We start from the raw sequence: 17,254 nt of genomic DNA on the forward strand, positions 1-17,254 counted from the left end.
GTGTAAAACTTGCTTAATGAATGTAACGAAGGGATAAGAACACATCTAAGTGAAGGTAGTGTAGGCTGTGAAAGTATTATCAGTATTATGGCGATCACTATACAAGATATCGTCTAAAGATTAATGATACTAATGCTAGTTCTAGTTCAATTCTTCCTTAGTCGAGTGAGATTTCCATAATTATTGCATTCGTTAATTTAGCAAATGTTCTCTAAGGCCCTCACTGCTTTCACTGCCTTCATCGATTTCGGTAGCCCACAAACGTTAACTTTGATGGTCGGTCTAATGTGCATTGGATCAGATTCTCTCTGAAGTAAAGCATATCAAACGAAGTAAATCTAATAATAAACACGACTACAGCCAGCCCTTCCTAGAGCGGTATATACAAATTAGCCTCATCAATACTATATCTCATTACATGACAGAGGAAGAAGCCTGTTCCACTTTAAATTCCTCTTCATCTAGATCATCTCATTCTTGGAAAGAATTTGCCGCCAAATCAGGAGAATTTCTAAGAAAAACAAGACAACATGCCCTTAAAGGTGTAAATCCTGGTGGCCATTATGAAGCTATATGGTGTAGAGACGCGTCATACATCCTTAGAGATTGGTTTCTAACCAATCAAAGTATCGATAAAACTTTGCAGCAAATTCATCTTATTTGGTCACATCAGATAATCCCGGGTGAAGAGAAGATAATTTATGGGAGAGGTTCACCAGAAATGAAATTTCTATCACTTGTTGCAAAAACTGAAGTACAAAAGACCTTCGAAGGAGCACTTCCCACCACGATATATCGGACTGGTTTTTCTGAAGTCTATGGACAAAATCCGGACATAGATTCAACTGCATTAATGGTATCTACAACATCTTGGATCCTTGACATGTTACTAAAGGAAGAAGGAAGCACTCAATATCAATCGTCTTCTACTACGAGTTCTAATGAGGTGCCGCCAACACCTAATTATAAAGAGAGAGATTCACTTGTCAATTCAACAATAAAACAAGAAAATATTGACTTTATGGTTCCTCGTATGCTAAAGGCAATAGATTATCTGAAAAAGCGTGATACAGATGGTGATGGCTTATTGGAACAGAATCACAATGAAGATTGGATGGATACTGCCTTGAGAGCTGGAAAGATAGTTTACAGCCAAGCATGCTTCTTGCTTGCTCTAAATGACTTTACTTCCTTATTGACAGAACTGCGGAGAGATGGAGATGCGGATTCTATGAAGAATTTAGCAAATAAAATAACAAACGCAGTGGAACGAAAACTATGGTCAGAAGAAGACAATTGTTACATTGATATACAACAGTCACATCATATTGGTGGTCCATACAGAACCCTTACCCAAGATGTTTCTCTTTATCTGGTTGCAATTTCTCAAAATTTCCAGAAAAACAACAGGCTTGAAGCCTATCAAGGAAAAGATCATCAGACGAGAAATCTAAGAAAAGGACAAGAAGACAAATCAGACAAAGGTCGTACGCCTGCCAGTTACAATAATACTAATGATCACAAAAAAGTAATGGCCCTCCATACTCTTGACACTATGAAAAAAAGACTATGGGAGCATAAATGGCCCTTAGTCACTGAGGTTGAAATGAAGTCTACAGGTCCCTGGGTACTTAAACCAAACTTTTATCATAACCATACTTTTTGGCCTTGGATCACAGGAATTGAGATATTGGCCAGAAGCAGATTTAATCAGCTAGATGAATGTAATATTCTTCTTTCTAAGCTTGCCTCTGAGAACCATCCACACGTACATACATTTTATGAATGGATAAATCCTGTTACAGATCAGGGGAACGGAGCGTATCCGTTCAGAACAGGAATATCCTCAGTAAGGGTAGCTATTGCAGATATTCTTTGGAGAATGAAGACGTAATGTTCATACCATCACAAAAGGTTACAAGCAATTGAGTTCATAAGTTCTACTTACAAGAGAGTGCTGCAATCTAAAATGCAATCTAACTTGTGCTATTAGTATAGGAATCACGAATAAGTGGGTCATTCCCAATGATGTGGGTTGAAAGTCTAAATATGGATTAGTTGTATTATGGACGATGAGCCATATTATCGCTAACCCATAAGTCGAGACGGATATGACTATATATGACCATTTTGTCTATAAGCTTTATCATGAGGACCCAATAACGTCGAAATAAGGAATAACGGTTTGGATCCATATGAGACCTGGAGAGGATTATTGGCCTGAGGAATGTATGTACACCCACTACCTAAAGGTGATCCATTTTAAAGACACCAATGATTCACTAAATCTCTTGAGCATAATTATGCTATAACGATATCATGACTATCCAGATTTTGTATGTTCTAATTAGACGCAAAGGTTGATATTCGTTTTAAATGCTCCTATAAATGAAATGTCTTCTGATGATAATTCTGTGAGGATACATGATTACTGTTGTCCGCTCACCTCTGATCATGTTACTGCTGGATCAATACAAAATATTGCCAAAAATATTTCTGAAACGTCGTCCACAGCAAGAGACCTAATACACACATTACTCAGAACCGCTGCGATTGAAGAGCTAGTACGTGCAATATTCGAAACAACTATCGCAATCAGAGATACTGCAAAGGAATTTAATGATATTGCTAGGGATCTAAAAGAGAAAGGAATTATTAAGAATACAGCCAATGTTGTTTTAGATACAAAAAACACAACACGAAATACAACTGAAATAGCCAAATCAGAAATAAAGAAGAGCAAGAACTAAAAGAAAAATGGGCAGCGTCTAACCAAATGGTCAATGCAATTTCTGGATTGGCACTTAAACTATTGTTTTTAATCCTTTTTTTCGCAATCATTTTATCAAGTCATAGCAGTTTGACTCTTGCTCAAGTAGCAAAAACCTATCTTGGAATCACTACTGCAGCAATCAACAATACTACAGTAAATTTGGAACAACATAATGGATTTATGCCAAGCATGTTTGTACCTACTTTATCCTTAACTAACTACCAGTCATTGCTACCAGCAATGTCTACTGTTAACAACAGCCATCATCAATCTTCGCAACCTCCACCAGTCGCTAATGCTGGACACAATCAGTTTACTACTTCTGGGTCGACTGTAATTCTGAATGGGTCAGGGAGCAGCTCACTGGGTGGAATAATTCTAGCATACTCATGGAAGCAGATTCCTACAAGCTTCATTAATTTAGGTGGTGTAAATAGCTCCGTTTGGGAATTTACCGCCCCCAAAGTTAGAACAAACACCCTTCTATCATTCCAACTAAACGTTACAGACAACCTTGGACAGACAGGTACTGCCTTTGTGGATGTCCTAGATAAGCCAGCTATGGCTATTCACGAATTACCTCAGACTCAAGTCACAAAGCAGCTATCACCACCTTCAACAATCACGATAGTACCTTCAAATAACCAAAGTAGAGGTTCAAACTCTGTCAACATGCCTACTAACAATGTGCCAGCACTACCTACGCCTCCCATGGTTCCACCAATAAATCATACCAGCTGATTTGTATTCCTAACCTAAACCTGGACCTATACCTTAGGTTGTCTTACCAAACAACAAGTTTAGGAGTAGTAGTTAGGTTAATTAATGAGCCTAGGTATACGGAAATTTGCAACAATCTGTACTAGCGGTTGTAGTAAGCTAACAAAAAAGTCTAGTTTGGCTATATCTGGATTATTAGAGATTGGGAGCTTGTTAGTACAGATAGATAGAGGTATTTATTAGGTTCACTATGAAGTCTGAAATTATAGTTTTGTTGGGGTGAGTGTTAAGTAAATTATAAATTATGTATGCTGCTATAATTCATATGGTTGATTTATTACCTATACGCATAAGATGTAGGTCTAATGTAGCTGATTCAGTAGAGCCGGAAGTAGAGAAAGGAGGTCAACTAAAGATAGGTCATTATGTCAATAGTGCTTGGTTTTGCGATGTTTGTTTCAAAAAGCCAGAAGGTTTTGGAATGGCAAGCTCAGCAGACGTTTCACCAACTATTCTATGAGCTGACGATGCAGGTATCATGTAGTCATCCGTAATCATTCATCTCTAGACTCCCTATTATGCAGAAATATTATGGCAGAGCCTTATCTGTCGCTATTAAGATTGCAATGATGATGCCCCTCATCTTTGTACTACTATTATAACAACCTGGTACACCAACAACTGACAGACCGTCTCATTATCATGTTATATTTTCGGTTGCACAGAACATAATTTTCAACTATTGTGCCTACCATTTAGATACACGACTTATGATTCTGTCATTCAAGTTTGTAATGGACCCATTTTAGAAATAATACCCTTTTTCTTACAACAAATCTTTACGAATACCAATAATAACGATTTAAAATATTGTCATGATATTACATTTAATGCATTTTTACCTCGGAGCCACCTACATGGGATCGCTATGAATAGTGGACACGAATGATGGCCAAGGAAATAACTGTCCAAGAGAAAAATATTCCACCTAGAGTTTTGATGGTAGATTATGAACCTGACAGAACTGAAGTTCTAACGATGGGTTTAGAGTTAAAAGGTGGGTTTCGGTTAGATACATTCAACGATCCAAAAGATGCTTTGTTACATTTTAGACCTGACTTCTATGTTCTATTACTTTCTGATATCAAAATGCCTCACCTAAATGGATTTGAGTTGCGTTCAAAAATAAAGATGTAAACAAGAAAATAAGGGTCTATTTTGGTACTGCATTTCAGATTTACTATGATGAATTTAGGGAGTTATTTCCTAAACTAAACGTTAAATGCTTTGCTAATAAGCTTATTCTAAAAGAAAGGTTGTTGCGAAGAGAGGATCTCTCTTTACCCAATCTTAATAATTAAAAAGCCATGTTCTTAAATAGACATAAATAATAATAATTCTTAATCTGGCAATGAGTGGTATTAGCCTAGTAGCCAGATAGCCTACACAAATGGACCTCCTAGTGGAACACCTTTCTATTCTTCTAGCCGACTTAGCATTTATCAGAATGAGCGGCTTGACAATGTTAAGAAAGAAGCATTAGGAGCAGGAGCCTGACTTGTTGCATAAGATGACTTATCCTACTGCCGCCTAAATTTTTATTACTTCCTCGATTAGATTAGTAGTAAATTCTACTTATTATTCAGGAGTTATTTGCCATCGGTTGCTAGTTAATCTGTCTTTAGTTGGTATCGAAAGAAAGGTTTGCCAATAGTTTTAAAAAAGGGAGCTATTTTGCATTCTTATCCATTTCAATTATTCCAAATATGTTTCCTTCAGTGTCCTTGCACGAAGCAAAATAGCCAACCCCTTGAATTGGCATTTTTCCTTCTAATACTTGACCACCATTTGTCTGAACCTTGTGACAATACTCATCAACTGATGGAACATCGATAACATTAGTCATACCACCACTATGTCCAGGCATTCTTTTTGAAAGACCACCATTTATTCCTGCAGTTCATTCCTCCCCTGTTTTTATCATCCAATAATCCACAGGTGCAGATCCAGGTCCAGGTCCTTCCCACTTATTAAACTTCCAGCCAAACGTTTGTTCATAAAATTCCTGTGCTCTATTTGGATCATCAGCAGGTACTTCAAAATGAACAATTCTAGGCATAGCTTGCATGGTAATTCATTAAACTATTTAAAAGTAGCGTAATAGCATCAAAAGGTTTACCGCATGTACTCAAAGCCTGAACGGTGCTAAGAATCAAAACGAAAGTATGGACATGATAAGATGGTCTATTATGAAACACATTAAATCTTAAAACATCTGATTCTTTGGTCGAGGGTACTTACTCTTGCTTAGGATTTACTCAAGCCTTTTTGTTAGTTCAATTAATATTTTGGTTAACAAGAATATGGTTCCACTAAAATTTGGTTTGCCTCAAGTCTGTTAGACTGTCATTCGCATACTAGGCCATTGAAATACCTTTTGATTGAGATATCATCTATTGCAATAAAGTCCTCGTCCAATGGTGAAGTACACGTCACTGCATCATTTATGTGTCTTGCCATTTTCCATTATTTTGTTTATCCCAAACTATATAGATTTGGATTTTGTCCAGAGGTGTAATTTTGATATGGAAGAAAATTGGCAGTACTCTTTTATTGTGCCAGGAGACTATGGGGTGAGATTGCTATCGTAAGTAGTAATAATGCCGAGAATAGAATAGGAAACAACATAATTCCCTTATTCCACCTTTTCATATCTCCAAATTTATAAAGTAAAGCCTTTTATGAGTTTCTATAATGCACATCCTCTTCAGGGGGAAAATCATATTTGGAAGGTATAGATATTGGCATAGCACCGTATACTATTGCAATTTCGTCATGAGCATGAAGCTTAATGTCTCTATAATTTGTTCCGCTTGGTACTTTAATCCCATTAACATAAACGTTCAAAGGATGAGTATTGTTAGCCATGTATGTAAATATTTGATCATTGCTAAGCTTCCTATTCCATATATCAAAGAATTGGCCTAATGTAAAATCCTTGTTGATTGGTGATTCAATATGTATTATCCCTGACTCGTCGTGCGTATGTAGCCAATGTATACACTTGCCAGGAACAATCCCTATTTGTGGATTGACCAGATAATTTTGACCGTTGATTATTATATCAAGATGGGCATGGATATGATAAAGTAGTTGCTCGGCTGTATTGCATTGTATCCCATCTATAGTTAGCGAATTTATCGAAGAGGATTTTTGAGCAGCAGCCAATTCTATGTTAGTATTTGTAACTACAGCTGACAGAATAGTGATAAAGATTATTACTGCAGGTATAGTCGACTGTTGAAGAAAACTTCTAACCGACTTCATAATGTTAGCCCAGGCTTCCAAGGTTCTTAAGTTGTCATGTAAATGTACGGTATAAGAATTTTTTTCTACTAAAATCACATATCTCATTTTCTCCTTGCATCATATAAAGTATATAGCAAATTATGGTTAAGTGTTACTTTAATTGATTTGCAACGTTAGGACTATACTCGTTGCACCTGGCAAACATGCCTGTAGATAATTATCTCGTTGACGTATGGTTATATATGCGTCTTTTTTAAGCGTATAGACCATCAATAATTTTAATTTCTATGTTTGTTTTCAGTTAGTCTTTGGTTATTCAAATTAATTCGGTTAGTAGACTAAAACCTCCACATAATACTTGCCAAATGGTAAATCACTTTAGATCACTCATTGCTTTGATTGAGACCCCATCTTTCCCTTATCCTATTTGCAAGTTTAGAGAAGACCAATCTATCAAATACCAGTCCAATTGCGAATATAGTGATCATCGATGCAATTATTTGATCCATGAGCTGAAACTCCCTGCCAACGTCCAAGATATGGCCTAAGCCCAAAGATGCTGCCATGAGTATCTCTGCTCCTATTAGTGCATGCCAAGCAAAAGACCAAGCCTGTGTAATTCCACTTATTAATGAAGGAGTGGCAGCAGGGATCATTACAAACCTAAATAGCGCCACCCCTTTAGCACCTAAATTTCTGGCAGCACGAATATAGATCGGGGGGAGTTGATAATATAACTGAAAATACAGAACTCATGATTACAACAAATAATATGCCATATTCGTTTAGACCTATGAATAAAATTGCGAATGGAACCCAGGCAATGCTTGGGAATGATTGTAACCCTACTGCAAATGAACTCATGGTTTTCCCAAAGTCCTTAAATTTAACCATAGTCAATCCAATACAAACTCCTAAAATGATTGAGACTGCAAATCCGATTAAAAGACGCCACATAGTCACAGCTATATTAACAACTAGTGAAAAATTTAGTTCAGCAAAGGATTGGGCAACCATTGCTGGCGATGGCAGTGCTACCTTTGGCCATATTCCTAGCATAAATATTAGCTGCCAAATCCCCAAAAATGCTGCGAGGAAAAGTATCGTGTTCGCTAAATCATTAAGGTTAATGCTTTGAGATTTTTTCTTTCGTGTTTTCTCTTCAACTGAATATTTTCGTGGCTGCATGTTCTAGATGTTCCTTCATTTATTTCAAGGTAAATCCATGGATCCTGCAATTTTCATAGTGTTCCGAAGTTTAGGAATGTCGTTCAGAGCATACGACAAAGCTACAATAAACGCTTCCTCCCTCTAAAGTAAATTCGCATATAAGGCACATTCATCTCTATTATTATCCAGTCTCCTTGTTTGTTGTATGTTACAACCAGATTTGCTATCCTGCGGTCTATTTGAATGTGTTGTCTACAAGAGGCACAAGACAAGTTTTTGTTATGAATTTAAGCCGAAATCTGACAAGTATTTGTTATGAGGTGCAATGATTGAACAATTCTGAACGAAGGGTGTATGCAACTGAGACTAAACTTGAAGTGTAGAGAGCTTTTGAATTTGCCAACCTTGACATGGAAACGTGTGCATTTTTTTGTTGATCTTTTCGCAAATTCTGCTGTAAAGTGTCTTTACTTGAATGAACAATTGCAAATATAAACCTAATGTAAGCTCGACTTAGAATACTAATGGCTCGATCTCCGCTAGGCTGCATTCCTTGATCTACCTCAGCTGTCACCATTAAATCTACTTATACAAGCCTGATCTAATCTTTTGGAACGGTGAACGAGCTCACAAGATATGATGACTCTCGGTACTTCAGCTATCCACTAATCAAAAAAGACGCTCTGGAATTCAGAACGTATCAAGATATTATATTCAAGTCTGTGAGAAACAAGAATGCCTTGGTGATTCTTCCAACTTCCCTTGGTAAAACTGCCATAGCCATACTCCTTTGTGCAGAATTTCTGCATAAATATAAATCAAAAAGAGTGTTGATTATGGCTCCCACTAAACCACTTGTAGCACAACATATGGGCTCATTTTTTTCGTTACTGCGAATACCAGAAGATATAGTAGCAATCGTTTCTGGAAAAAACCAACCTGAAAGTAGATTAGCCATTTGGAATAACGGGAGCCTGAGACTTGTTTTTGCAACACCAGAAGTAGTTAGGAACGACTTGGTGGAAAATAGATTGTCACTGGCTGAATTTAGTTTATTAGTGTTTGATGAGGCTCACAGGGCCGTAAAAGACTATGCTTATACCTCTATAGCAAGATACTATCTTCAGCAGTCATCAAATCCTACAATCTTTGCAATGACTGCCAGCCCAGGCTCAGAAAGAGGAAGAGTGAAAGAAGTCTGTAATAACTTATCAATTGAACAGATTGAGTATCGAAACGAAGAGGATCCAACGGTGAAACCATACGTAAATCCGATCCAGACCACTTGGCAATGGTTCACGATTCCGCAAGAATACAAATACATCAGCTCAATTTTTCGCAGCATGCTTGAAGAGAAATTGAGATTTCTAATAGAGAGAGGACTGCTAAGGAAAAAAAATCCGAATTGGATATTTAAACGTGATTTAATCAACCTAGGTGAAGAAATTCAATATAAGATAGAACTTACTATGGAAGAATTAAGGGGTCCACTTTATTCAGCTCTAATGCAACAGTCGTCAGCTCTTACTCTCACGTACTGTGCAGAGCTCATAGAAAGCCAGGGCTCTCAATCACTGAGAGCGTTTCTTAATAGGATTGAGAATGATGCTGGTAAGGCTCATTTGTTGCTATTGAATGACAGGAGGATAAAAGAAATTCGGACTTTTATAAATGCTATGAAATTAGACCATCCAAAAATGACCTATCTAATACACCTCTTAAAGCAACATTATTCTCAGCCTAATGAAAAAGATAATAATATGATTGCAGGGCAGGAGAAGCAGGTTGTATTAGCCAATGAGAGACCAAAAGTTCTAGTTTTTGCCCATTATAGGGATACTGCTAAAAGAATAGTCGAAACACTCAACGAGAATGGTCTGCAGGCAGTCAGATTTGTCGGTCAAGCCAGAAGAGAGCTTGACATGGGTATGAATCAAGAGGAACAATCGGCTGTACTTGAATCATTTAGAAATGGTGAGTTTGATATCTTGGTAGCAACATCAATTGCCGAAGAAGGACTTGATATACCGCAAGTTGGTCTCGTTGTATTTTACGAGCCAATTCCTAGCGAGATAAGATACATACAACGAAGGGGTAGGACAGGCAGAAAATCAGCTGGTACTGTGGTAATACTTGCCACAAAGAATACTCTTGATGAACGTTACCTTTACGCCAGCAAGAGACGTATAGAGAAAATGAAACAAATACTTTCTAGTCTGAGTTCCTCATTGACTCCTATTCGAAGGACTATTAGCTTGCCAAATCCAATGACTTCTGAAGAGATTTCATCCTATGAATCAAGACGAAAAGTCTTTGATGGAATAGTGGATAAAACGTTATCATCGCAGCATGGTATCTCTACAGATGATTTGATCCAACGCGTCACATTTGAATTAAATGCAAAGTTAGCCAGATTGAAAGATAAGAGTAAAATGGATTTGCTTTCAATTGAATCTTATACACTTACTAATGAATTTAAGAAACAAGTGGATTCAGCATCAAGAAGAATTCATCAATTAGTAGCTAAAAGCGGTACACAGGGGTTAGATGTAGATACAATTAAAGAGACTTACTCAATTGACAATTCTGTACTATTAGAAGCCTTAAAAAGGTTGGAAAAATTGAAAAGGATTGAGTGGATTGGCGATGATAGGGTTATTCTATCTGAGAATACAGTAAAGGTATCAGGCAGTACGTATGGAGTACACGTTGTAAAGATTATCCACGGTGGAGCATTAGTAATTGTGAACGATAAATGGCATGCAAGATTAAATCACTATGATTATGAAGGCCCTAGGGAATTACTTAGAAAAGGATCAGAATTTAGGGCAATAGGAGAATTATACAGAGATGGAGACATATTTAGCCTAAGGATAAAACAAATAGTATGAAATGGAAGAGCCGTATAAAATATATGTTTTTAACACTATCTCATATAAAATATTATTAATGTCATGCCAATGCACCAAAGGCTGGTTTCATAGTTGTCAAAAGATGCTTTGTCATAAATATAATAAGTCATTTGTCAGAACAGCAGAGCTGAACATGTAGCCAAGACCATACAAAGCATTTTGTTTATAGAAAATGGATTCACAATGAACACAACAATAGAGTTTTTAGAAAATTGGATAAAAATATCTGGCTATATATAGACATGATGAAATTATATGATGATGGCCAGCGTAAGCACATGTATCTTATACAACATGATATGGTAATTAAATGGTCTATCTATTTAGGTAATTTATACTAATTCTTATTTAACGAATTAAAGAAAACCAAACGTAGTCTACAATTTGAAAAGACTGAAAATACACTCGCGTTTTCAGCCGACGGAGAGTAGATTCTTTGATTAGGTCAATGAATCTTCCCACACTACTTCTGTCTTTTCTATAGAGTTGATACAAGAATATGTTTGGTCTACCCTATTTTGGTTTAGTGTCATTCGTTTTTCTCGTTAACTACATGGTATCCTTAATTACAATATTGATCAATAATTCAAATGCAACTCGATTATCGTCGAAGGAACTGTTAAGGTAGGTGTGTTTCTATTCTCAATACTAATTTTATCCCTCATTTCAAGTGCGATAAGAGGGCAAGTCATAAATGCGTTACCATTGGATATCAAACTGAATACTGGCTCTGAGAATAAGAAAGTTGATTATGTACAAAATCATCCTTTCCAATCTCATGGAAAATCCTCAGCCTATACTACGAGATACCATAGTCGACCGATATCCGTCTCAATGGTAACTACAAACGATGAAAGGTCCAAAGTCATCAGAAATTTTCAAGGGGCATTTTGTGCAATTGGTGCAAAACCTAATTTCACCGTCTACGTAACAGAATACGTACTTCCTCAAATTTGTGAAATGCCATTAGGCATTGCTGTAGATGGTCAAAAACACAAGGTCTGGTATGTATCCACAAAAGATGGCCTTCTAGGAAGCTATGACCTAGGAAAAGAGAAATTTGATCAGGAGTATGTCATTCCCGAATGGCCATCACATTTGAACCCTCTATCCTATTCCCAAGTATGGGATATGAAAGTTGACACAAAGGGATCTGGAGATATTTGGTTTACCGATGAAATTGGCAATGCAATATGGAAATACACGCCATCTACACATCTCTGAAATGTTTAAGATTCCAGGTAATTCTAGTTCATTTGGAACGACTTATCCGGTTTGACTTCAGTTTGATCAAAAAAATAAAAGCATTTTTTTGTAGGCACATTTTCTACTTCGATATGGATAGGCGATAAAAATAAAATGAGAAACGGTACCTCTGATGGAATTTATCAGATTCCAATCCCTGTTAACAACACCTTCAGAGGGATTGATCCTATTCACATTGCTACAGGCTCAGTTGCATATGATACCAAAAGAAACTCATTATGGATTTCTATTTTAGCATACGGAATGAAGGGTGAGTTATTTAGATATAGTTTGGGGACAAAAACTTTCGAGACATTTGATTTACCTAGAGGCTTGAATTCTCCTGTGGGGCTTGCATTAGATGATTCGGACAATCTTTGGGTCACAAATGCTGGCTCCAGTATATTCTACAAGGTAGATCCAAGAAATGATAAAATCACGGAATTTGTTACCTCAACAGCGTCTCCACGGGTTTATGGTAATAATAACAATAACTATACTGGAAATACTATTGAAAACCAGGGTAATAGTACAGCATCTGAAGCCTTGAATAGGAATGTATACACTCTACCTTACTGGGTAAAGTCGGCCAGATGGCTCTCTTTGGTTTAATGAACAAGAGGGCAATATGGTTGCCAGATTTGATCCACATATCGCGAAATTAATAGAATATTGGATTCCAACACAGAACAGAATCTGGGGAAACTGTCCAAAAATTTCCGAAAACAATACAGATCATAGTGGTAGTAGTAGGTATGTCAATATTGCAACCATGATAAATCTAGTCCAGCAACAATCATGTGGTATTGCAAACGTACTTCAATTTTCCATCCAGAATCATAAACAGATATGGTTTACAGAATGGTCAGAGAACAAAATAGGCAAAATAGAACCAAAAGTTACCATTCTCTGTTGAAACCCGGCCTCATAAGGATTTGACTGTTAAGAGAGGAGAAACACGTGAAATTATAGTCGACGTTAGCTATTCAACTAAGAGAATGCCTTCTATACACAGCAATAATAATCAATCTCTTGTCTCTTACATTAGCCCACCACATTTGATTGTATCAGGCACCTTTACGCCAACAGGATATCTTGATAATTCCTCAGGCTTTTTTGATAGACAAATTTCGAAAATTCCAATAAATAAGGAAGGAGAAGCAGAGATTCGTTTTTCTTTTACACCCCATATGACTCTAAAGCCCGGTGAATATACTATAATGTTAGGTGCTGCAAATGACTACGTTGCAGTCTCAAAGGCCTTAAAGATAAAGGTTACATAGCTTAGGCCTACGCATAGGATATCACAAACAAACAAACAATGTCAGATCCCATATTTTCCTGGGTCCATAGACAATCAGAGGCAAAATAGTGAAAAATGAAAAATCTATTGTAGGAGTTATAAAACCCAATCCTTATAGTAATTCCTGGTCATAAGAGCCCCTTAGAAGTTACGATGTTCGCATCTTAAATCAAATTTCGACTATTGGCTAGTTGTATATGAACCTGCTTTCATTCATTCTCGTTTAGCAATATGAAATTGTTGTGGTTCTTGTGCTGTTTTATTTAAAGCATGTCCTACCTGTCCTTTCATATTTGTTAATGTAGTCCTCAGCATCCTCCATTCCCAACGGCTTTACAAAGGCCCACAGCAATAGATATCGCATAGGAGAGTGTCTGTACTAGCATAATAAGACTTCAAACATTATATTTGTGATTGAAGGTTAGTATCAAAAATTGAATGAAGATAGAAAAGAGAAGAAAAAGACGATACTAAGAACTATACGTATCGATAAAGATTTAGATGACGCTTTAAATAAAGACGCTAAGGAGCATGGGGTTAGTGAAAATGCACTTGTTTCTTCGGTTCTTGCAAAATATGTTGAGTGGGACAGATATGCCGAAAAATTTGGCCGTGTTTCTTTGCCGCATGAAGCTCTAGAAGCTATTATTGAGGCAACCGAACCAGATAAACTGAGAATGGCTGCAGAAGAATTTGCTGCTACTGTTCCCAAAGATTATCTCGTATTCGCTTACAAGAAATTAGATATTGAAGCATGTCTCTTGCACTTGTCATTTTTATCCAAATACGGAGGAATGTTTGAGTATGAACTTCAAATAGAACAAGAAAGAAATTATATAATTACAATCCATCATAAATTCGGTGAGAAATGGTCTTATTGGTTAAAAGAATCTATTTCCATTGGCCTATTTAAAAACATTCTTGGAATAAGTCCTAAAATTAATTTAAGCAAAAGTTCTGTAGTTTTTTCATTTATTGTACCATAACATGTTAACTTGACTATCAGTAGTGGATTAATAGACTCAATACAAGGATGTATTTTCCTCTTATATTTACCAAAAAATAGAAAACCTTTTGATTTGATGCAGTCGATGTATTCATTCTGGCATTTGTGAACATACCTTCTATAGTCAGAATATCTTCATCGGAATAAACTCACGTGATTATTATTGTTAATACAATCCTTTTAAGAACTAAGGTAACAAAAGGGTTAGGAGACTATGTGGATCATGCTGTAACTGTTTCTTTGTTTACATTTTTTGAAATTGAATCGAACCACTTATCTTCCTCTATCCTCATCCATACCTCGTTTTGTTCTTCCGAAAACAATTTTGCATGAAGACATAAGGTCACTATTCTGTCACATCGAGCACGTTTCTTAGCATTATGAACGAACATTTCTACAGGATGTAATATGAGTATAAATCCTGCCTTGATTCTGATACATTTGGTTCGAGATTATCCATGAACCTGCTCAACGATGGAGGTTCTAAGACGTGCTTGTCACTAAGGTTCAAAGAATACAACTTTTACATAAACGCAGATTATACCGTATGCATAAATTTGGTGAAAATTGGCCCTACTGGTTAAGAGTCTATATCTATAGGATTGTTCAAGAATATTTTAGGAATAATGCCTGAAGTTGATTTAAATAAAAATTCAGTGGTATTTACGTTTCTTTTGCCTTGATAATCTATCCAGAAGCAACATGTAGTGTTCTACTATATCTGTGGATTTCATTTAATGTTCTCCTGGTTTCAATTCTTGTATTTGCTATGAAAAAAATAGAATAGCAGCCGCAACGAACTAAACGATAGACGGGGCAACCAATATTTCAGTCTTTAATGGTACCGACATTGAAGGCAATTTTTATGCATCCACTTATGATGCTGTCAGAGTATCAGTAAGAAAGTCTTACCAACGTATTTAATAATTCTCTAGTGAGTTGATTGTAGCCAGTTTCCTATGCTCAAATATATCTTGTAATTGTTTATATGCATAGCCTTCAAAGAGCTTTCCTATTATATTATAAGGGAATTCAAACTCAACAACATCAATTACTTCTGTTTGTTTGTCATCTATGCTTTGAAACTTGTGTATATGTTTCCATTTCTTGAATGGTCCTGTTAACATCTCATCTACATATTCGTACGGTTGTAGAAGCGTTATTTTCGAATGCCATCTCGCTGTTCTTATTTTGATAGCTATCTTACCACTAAGCCATATCTCTTGTCCTTGTATGATCCTTTGATTAGTAACATTGATGATTCTAAGATCTATTTTCTTAGGGGTTATTTTTTCCAAATGCTCCACATCTGTATAAAAATTCCAAACCTTTTCTATTGGTCTTTTAACAATAAACGAATGGCTGAATGTTCGCAAATATATAAAGCTGTGATGATCAAGTATATTAGTTGATATACTAACTGAATGAAATAGTTTATAGCTGGTCACCTTATTCTTTCTATATTATAATGACGCAAGACACAGCCATAATAAACCAGCTCGGTAATAATGGGGAGATTATTAACAGAAAAATTGATTTGGCAACTGCCGGTCTTCAACGTTTTATTTCTAAACATCTAACCCAAGATATTTCGTTTCAGGATGCTCTTACGCTATCGGAGTACATTTTAACTATGAAAAATGAGATAAATATCTCTGATTGTTATCGAGAGACAACAATCAAAATATTGTACGATTTATGCAAGTTTGTTAGATACAAGGACTTTTTGAACGTAACAAGAGAAGATGTACTACGCTATTTAGATAATTTACGTCGACCTGAAACATCAGATCCTTTTCATAAGTGGGTAGGGACATACAATCTGCGGCGAACCGTAATACTCAGATTTTTCAAATGGTTGCATTATCCAGATGATGAGCCAAAAAAGAGGAAAATACCTGCAATTGTAGAAAATACTCCGCTACTGAAAAGGAGAGAACAATCAATCTATAAACCTACAGATCTCTGGACAGTAGAAAATGACCTCTTATTTCTAAAATATTGCCCAAACAAGAGAGATAGATGTTATCACGCGATTTCAAGGGACACAAGTTGCAGGCCACATGAAATTTTAAAATTGAGAATTAAAGATGTGGTTTTCAAAACAGCAGGAGAGAATTATCAGTACGCGGAAGTTTTGGTTAATGGCAAAACAGGCAGTAGAAGCGTACCCTTGTTCAATTCTATACCCTATGTTAAAGATTGGCTCGATGACCATATTCAAAGAGGAAATCCCAACGCATTTCTAATTCCCAGCAGGGATAGGAAGAATTTTGGTAAGAGACTAGCTGGAGCTGGGTTAAGTGTTATATACGCCAATTATAAATCCAAATACTTCCCTGCGCTGTTAGAAGATCCTAATGTTCCATCCGAAGATAAGAGCAAGATAAGAGAATTATTAAAGAAACCCTGGAACCCATATATCCTTAAACGGAAATAGTTAGACCTTTTGACAGATATCCATCATGTCAAATTAAGCGGTAGTTTTTACCTCTGTGATCCATTCGCACTTGACACCGTGTTTGTTGTGATGATCATATACTGCTTTTTTATTTGGTGCCTCAGTAAGGCAGTAAAACCTGTCTTCCTCTTGATTGAACATCAAGTTAAGATGTTTTATTCCAAACTCATCTACTGGAGCACTTTGTAATTTTTTCAGTGTTTCTTCGTCGAATCCCTTGAAAGAGTGTACATCAAGAAATTTAGGCAACGTATCAGTTCACTTGTGACGTTTATTTAAATCTGCTGCCTACTATATTGTACTTGCCAAAATCTGAATCATTCTGACCGTTGGATTTGAGCAGTAAAGAACCAAT

The 17,254-nt window shown here is 36.4% G+C and carries 20 protein-coding genes; 12 read left to right on the plus strand and 8 right to left on the minus strand.

All coding sequences use genetic code 11. The annotated features are described in order from the left end of the window. Nucleotides 1–418 precede the first annotated feature (418 nt). The 3 genes from DYY65_RS08835 (at nt 419) to DYY65_RS08845 (ending at nt 3,514) form a co-directional block, all read left to right on the plus strand. Nucleotides 419–1,894, plus strand: coding sequence for a GH116 family glycosyl hydrolase (locus DYY65_RS08835; RefSeq protein WP_162477600.1), 1,476 nt, complete (start codon nt 419–421; stop codon nt 1,892–1,894). Between the two features lie 499 nt (nt 1,895–2,393). Next, entirely contained in the window at nt 2,394–2,750 is a 357-nt protein-coding gene (locus DYY65_RS08840; protein WP_162477601.1) for a hypothetical protein, read from the plus strand. A gap of 26 nt (nt 2,751–2,776) precedes the next feature. After that, nucleotides 2,777–3,514: a PKD domain-containing protein gene (locus tag DYY65_RS08845; protein ID WP_162477602.1), complete on the plus strand. Its 738-nt coding sequence runs from the start codon at nt 2,777–2,779 to the stop codon at nt 3,512–3,514. Nucleotides 3,515–3,916: 402 nt separating this feature from the next. Here DYY65_RS08845 and DYY65_RS12765 read toward each other — a convergent pair whose 3' ends face one another. Continuing rightward, nucleotides 3,917–4,051, minus strand: a complete 135-nt coding sequence (locus tag DYY65_RS12765) for a hypothetical protein (protein ID WP_255457502.1) — start codon at nt 4,049–4,051, stop codon at nt 3,917–3,919. Nucleotides 4,052–4,438: 387 nt separating this feature from the next. Here DYY65_RS12765 and DYY65_RS08850 point away from each other — a divergent pair, with 387 nt between their 5' ends. Then, on the plus strand, nt 4,439–4,690 hold the full coding sequence (locus tag DYY65_RS08850; RefSeq protein ID WP_162477603.1) for a response regulator: 252 nt from the start codon (nt 4,439–4,441) through the stop codon (nt 4,688–4,690). 532 nt (nt 4,691–5,222) lie between these two features. On the opposite strand, the gene DYY65_RS12235 is transcribed toward DYY65_RS08850, so the two are convergent. From DYY65_RS12235 to DYY65_RS12530, 4 genes are all read right to left on the minus strand, one after another. Continuing rightward, nucleotides 5,223–5,420 carry a VOC family protein gene (locus DYY65_RS12235; protein ID WP_201449425.1) on the minus strand — a complete coding sequence of 66 codons (198 nt, stop codon included), beginning with the start codon at nt 5,418–5,420 and terminating at the stop codon, nt 5,223–5,225. Nucleotides 5,421–5,453: 33 nt separating this feature from the next. Next, entirely contained in the window at nt 5,454–5,612 is a 159-nt protein-coding gene (locus DYY65_RS12240) for a VOC family protein (RefSeq protein WP_201449426.1), read from the minus strand. 620 nt (nt 5,613–6,232) lie between these two features. Then, nucleotides 6,233–6,907: a hypothetical protein gene (locus tag DYY65_RS08860; protein WP_236561758.1), complete on the minus strand. Its 675-nt coding sequence runs from the start codon at nt 6,905–6,907 to the stop codon at nt 6,233–6,235. A 278-nt stretch (nt 6,908–7,185) separates the two neighbouring features. Continuing rightward, nucleotides 7,186–7,479 (minus strand): hypothetical protein, encoded by a 294-nt coding sequence (locus tag DYY65_RS12530; protein WP_370519337.1) that lies wholly within the window; start codon nt 7,477–7,479, stop codon nt 7,186–7,188. Between the two features lie 116 nt (nt 7,480–7,595). Between DYY65_RS12530 and DYY65_RS12535 the strand changes: the two genes are divergently transcribed. Next, nucleotides 7,596–7,940, plus strand: coding sequence for a hypothetical protein (locus DYY65_RS12535; RefSeq protein WP_236561759.1), 345 nt, complete (start codon nt 7,596–7,598; stop codon nt 7,938–7,940). A 345-nt stretch (nt 7,941–8,285) separates the two neighbouring features. Here the strand turns inward: DYY65_RS12535 and DYY65_RS08870 are convergent, their stop codons facing one another. Beyond that, nucleotides 8,286–8,549, minus strand: a complete 264-nt coding sequence (locus tag DYY65_RS08870) for a hypothetical protein (RefSeq protein WP_162477605.1) — start codon at nt 8,547–8,549, stop codon at nt 8,286–8,288. Nucleotides 8,550–8,589: 40 nt separating this feature from the next. Between DYY65_RS08870 and DYY65_RS08875 the strand changes: the two genes are divergently transcribed. The 6 genes from DYY65_RS08875 to DYY65_RS08900 all read left to right on the plus strand — a co-directional run bounded on the left by DYY65_RS08875 (nt 8,590) and on the right by DYY65_RS08900 (nt 14,418). After that, complete coding sequence (locus DYY65_RS08875) at nt 8,590–10,863, plus strand: helicase-related protein (RefSeq protein ID WP_162477606.1); 2,274 nt, start codon at nt 8,590–8,592, stop codon at nt 10,861–10,863. Between the two features lie 651 nt (nt 10,864–11,514). Continuing rightward, nucleotides 11,515–12,108, plus strand: a complete 594-nt coding sequence (locus tag DYY65_RS08880) for a hypothetical protein (protein ID WP_162477607.1) — start codon at nt 11,515–11,517, stop codon at nt 12,106–12,108. Nucleotides 12,109–12,243: 135 nt separating this feature from the next. Beyond that, on the plus strand, nt 12,244–12,741 hold the full coding sequence (locus DYY65_RS08885) for a hypothetical protein (protein ID WP_162477608.1): 498 nt from the start codon (nt 12,244–12,246) through the stop codon (nt 12,739–12,741). 16 nt (nt 12,742–12,757) lie between these two features. Then, nucleotides 12,758–13,045 carry a hypothetical protein gene (locus tag DYY65_RS08890; protein ID WP_162477609.1) on the plus strand — a complete coding sequence of 96 codons (288 nt, stop codon included), beginning with the start codon at nt 12,758–12,760 and terminating at the stop codon, nt 13,043–13,045. Nucleotides 13,046–13,064: 19 nt separating this feature from the next. Further along, nucleotides 13,065–13,412: a hypothetical protein gene (locus DYY65_RS08895; RefSeq protein WP_162477610.1), complete on the plus strand. Its 348-nt coding sequence runs from the start codon at nt 13,065–13,067 to the stop codon at nt 13,410–13,412. A gap of 454 nt (nt 13,413–13,866) precedes the next feature. Further along, on the plus strand, nt 13,867–14,418 hold the full coding sequence (locus DYY65_RS08900) for a hypothetical protein (RefSeq protein ID WP_162477611.1): 552 nt from the start codon (nt 13,867–13,869) through the stop codon (nt 14,416–14,418). A 940-nt stretch (nt 14,419–15,358) separates the two neighbouring features. Here the strand turns inward: DYY65_RS08900 and DYY65_RS08905 are convergent. After that, a complete protein-coding gene (locus tag DYY65_RS08905; protein WP_370519338.1) occupies nt 15,359–15,886 on the minus strand; it encodes an SRPBCC family protein in 528 nt (175 codons plus the stop codon). 20 nt (nt 15,887–15,906) lie between these two features. On the opposite strand from DYY65_RS08905, the gene DYY65_RS08910 reads away from it, so the two are divergent. Further along, on the plus strand, nt 15,907–16,878 hold the full coding sequence (locus DYY65_RS08910) for a hypothetical protein (RefSeq protein WP_162477613.1): 972 nt from the start codon (nt 15,907–15,909) through the stop codon (nt 16,876–16,878). A 33-nt stretch (nt 16,879–16,911) separates the two neighbouring features. On the opposite strand, the gene DYY65_RS08915 is transcribed toward DYY65_RS08910, so the two are convergent. Beyond that, nucleotides 16,912–17,148 carry a nickel-binding protein gene (locus DYY65_RS08915; RefSeq protein WP_162477614.1) on the minus strand — a complete coding sequence of 79 codons (237 nt, stop codon included), beginning with the start codon at nt 17,146–17,148 and terminating at the stop codon, nt 16,912–16,914. Nucleotides 17,149–17,254 lie beyond the last annotated feature (106 nt).

It is taken from the genome of Nitrososphaera sp. AFS (assembly GCF_009898475.1).
Taxonomy (GTDB): Archaea; Thermoproteota; Nitrososphaeria; order Nitrososphaerales; family Nitrososphaeraceae; genus Nitrosopolaris.

Coding starts and splice junctions, on each gene's coding strand:
- DYY65_RS08835 (WP_162477600.1), top strand. CDS start 419: ATGACAGAGGAAGAAGCCTGTTCCACTTTAAATTCCTCTTCATCTAGA.
- DYY65_RS08840 (WP_162477601.1), top strand. CDS start 2,394: ATGTCTTCTGATGATAATTCTGTGAGGATACATGATTACTGTTGTCCG.
- DYY65_RS08845 (WP_162477602.1), top strand. CDS start 2,777: ATGGTCAATGCAATTTCTGGATTGGCACTTAAACTATTGTTTTTAATC.
- DYY65_RS12765 (WP_255457502.1), bottom strand. CDS start 4,051: ATGATTACGGATGACTACATGATACCTGCATCGTCAGCTCATAGAATA.
- DYY65_RS08850 (WP_162477603.1), top strand. CDS start 4,439: ATGATGGCCAAGGAAATAACTGTCCAAGAGAAAAATATTCCACCTAGA.
- DYY65_RS12235 (WP_201449425.1), bottom strand. CDS start 5,420: ATGCCTGGACATAGTGGTGGTATGACTAATGTTATCGATGTTCCATCA.
- DYY65_RS12240 (WP_201449426.1), bottom strand. CDS start 5,612: ATGCCTAGAATTGTTCATTTTGAAGTACCTGCTGATGATCCAAATAGA.
- DYY65_RS08860 (WP_236561758.1), bottom strand. CDS start 6,907: ATGAGATATGTGATTTTAGTAGAAAAAAATTCTTATACCGTACATTTA.
- DYY65_RS12535 (WP_236561759.1), top strand. CDS start 7,596: ATGAATAAAATTGCGAATGGAACCCAGGCAATGCTTGGGAATGATTGT.
- DYY65_RS08870 (WP_162477605.1), bottom strand. CDS start 8,549: ATGGTGACAGCTGAGGTAGATCAAGGAATGCAGCCTAGCGGAGATCGA.
- DYY65_RS08885 (WP_162477608.1), top strand. CDS start 12,244: ATGAGAAACGGTACCTCTGATGGAATTTATCAGATTCCAATCCCTGTT.
- DYY65_RS08890 (WP_162477609.1), top strand. CDS start 12,758: ATGGTTGCCAGATTTGATCCACATATCGCGAAATTAATAGAATATTGG.
- DYY65_RS08910 (WP_162477613.1), top strand. CDS start 15,907: ATGACGCAAGACACAGCCATAATAAACCAGCTCGGTAATAATGGGGAG.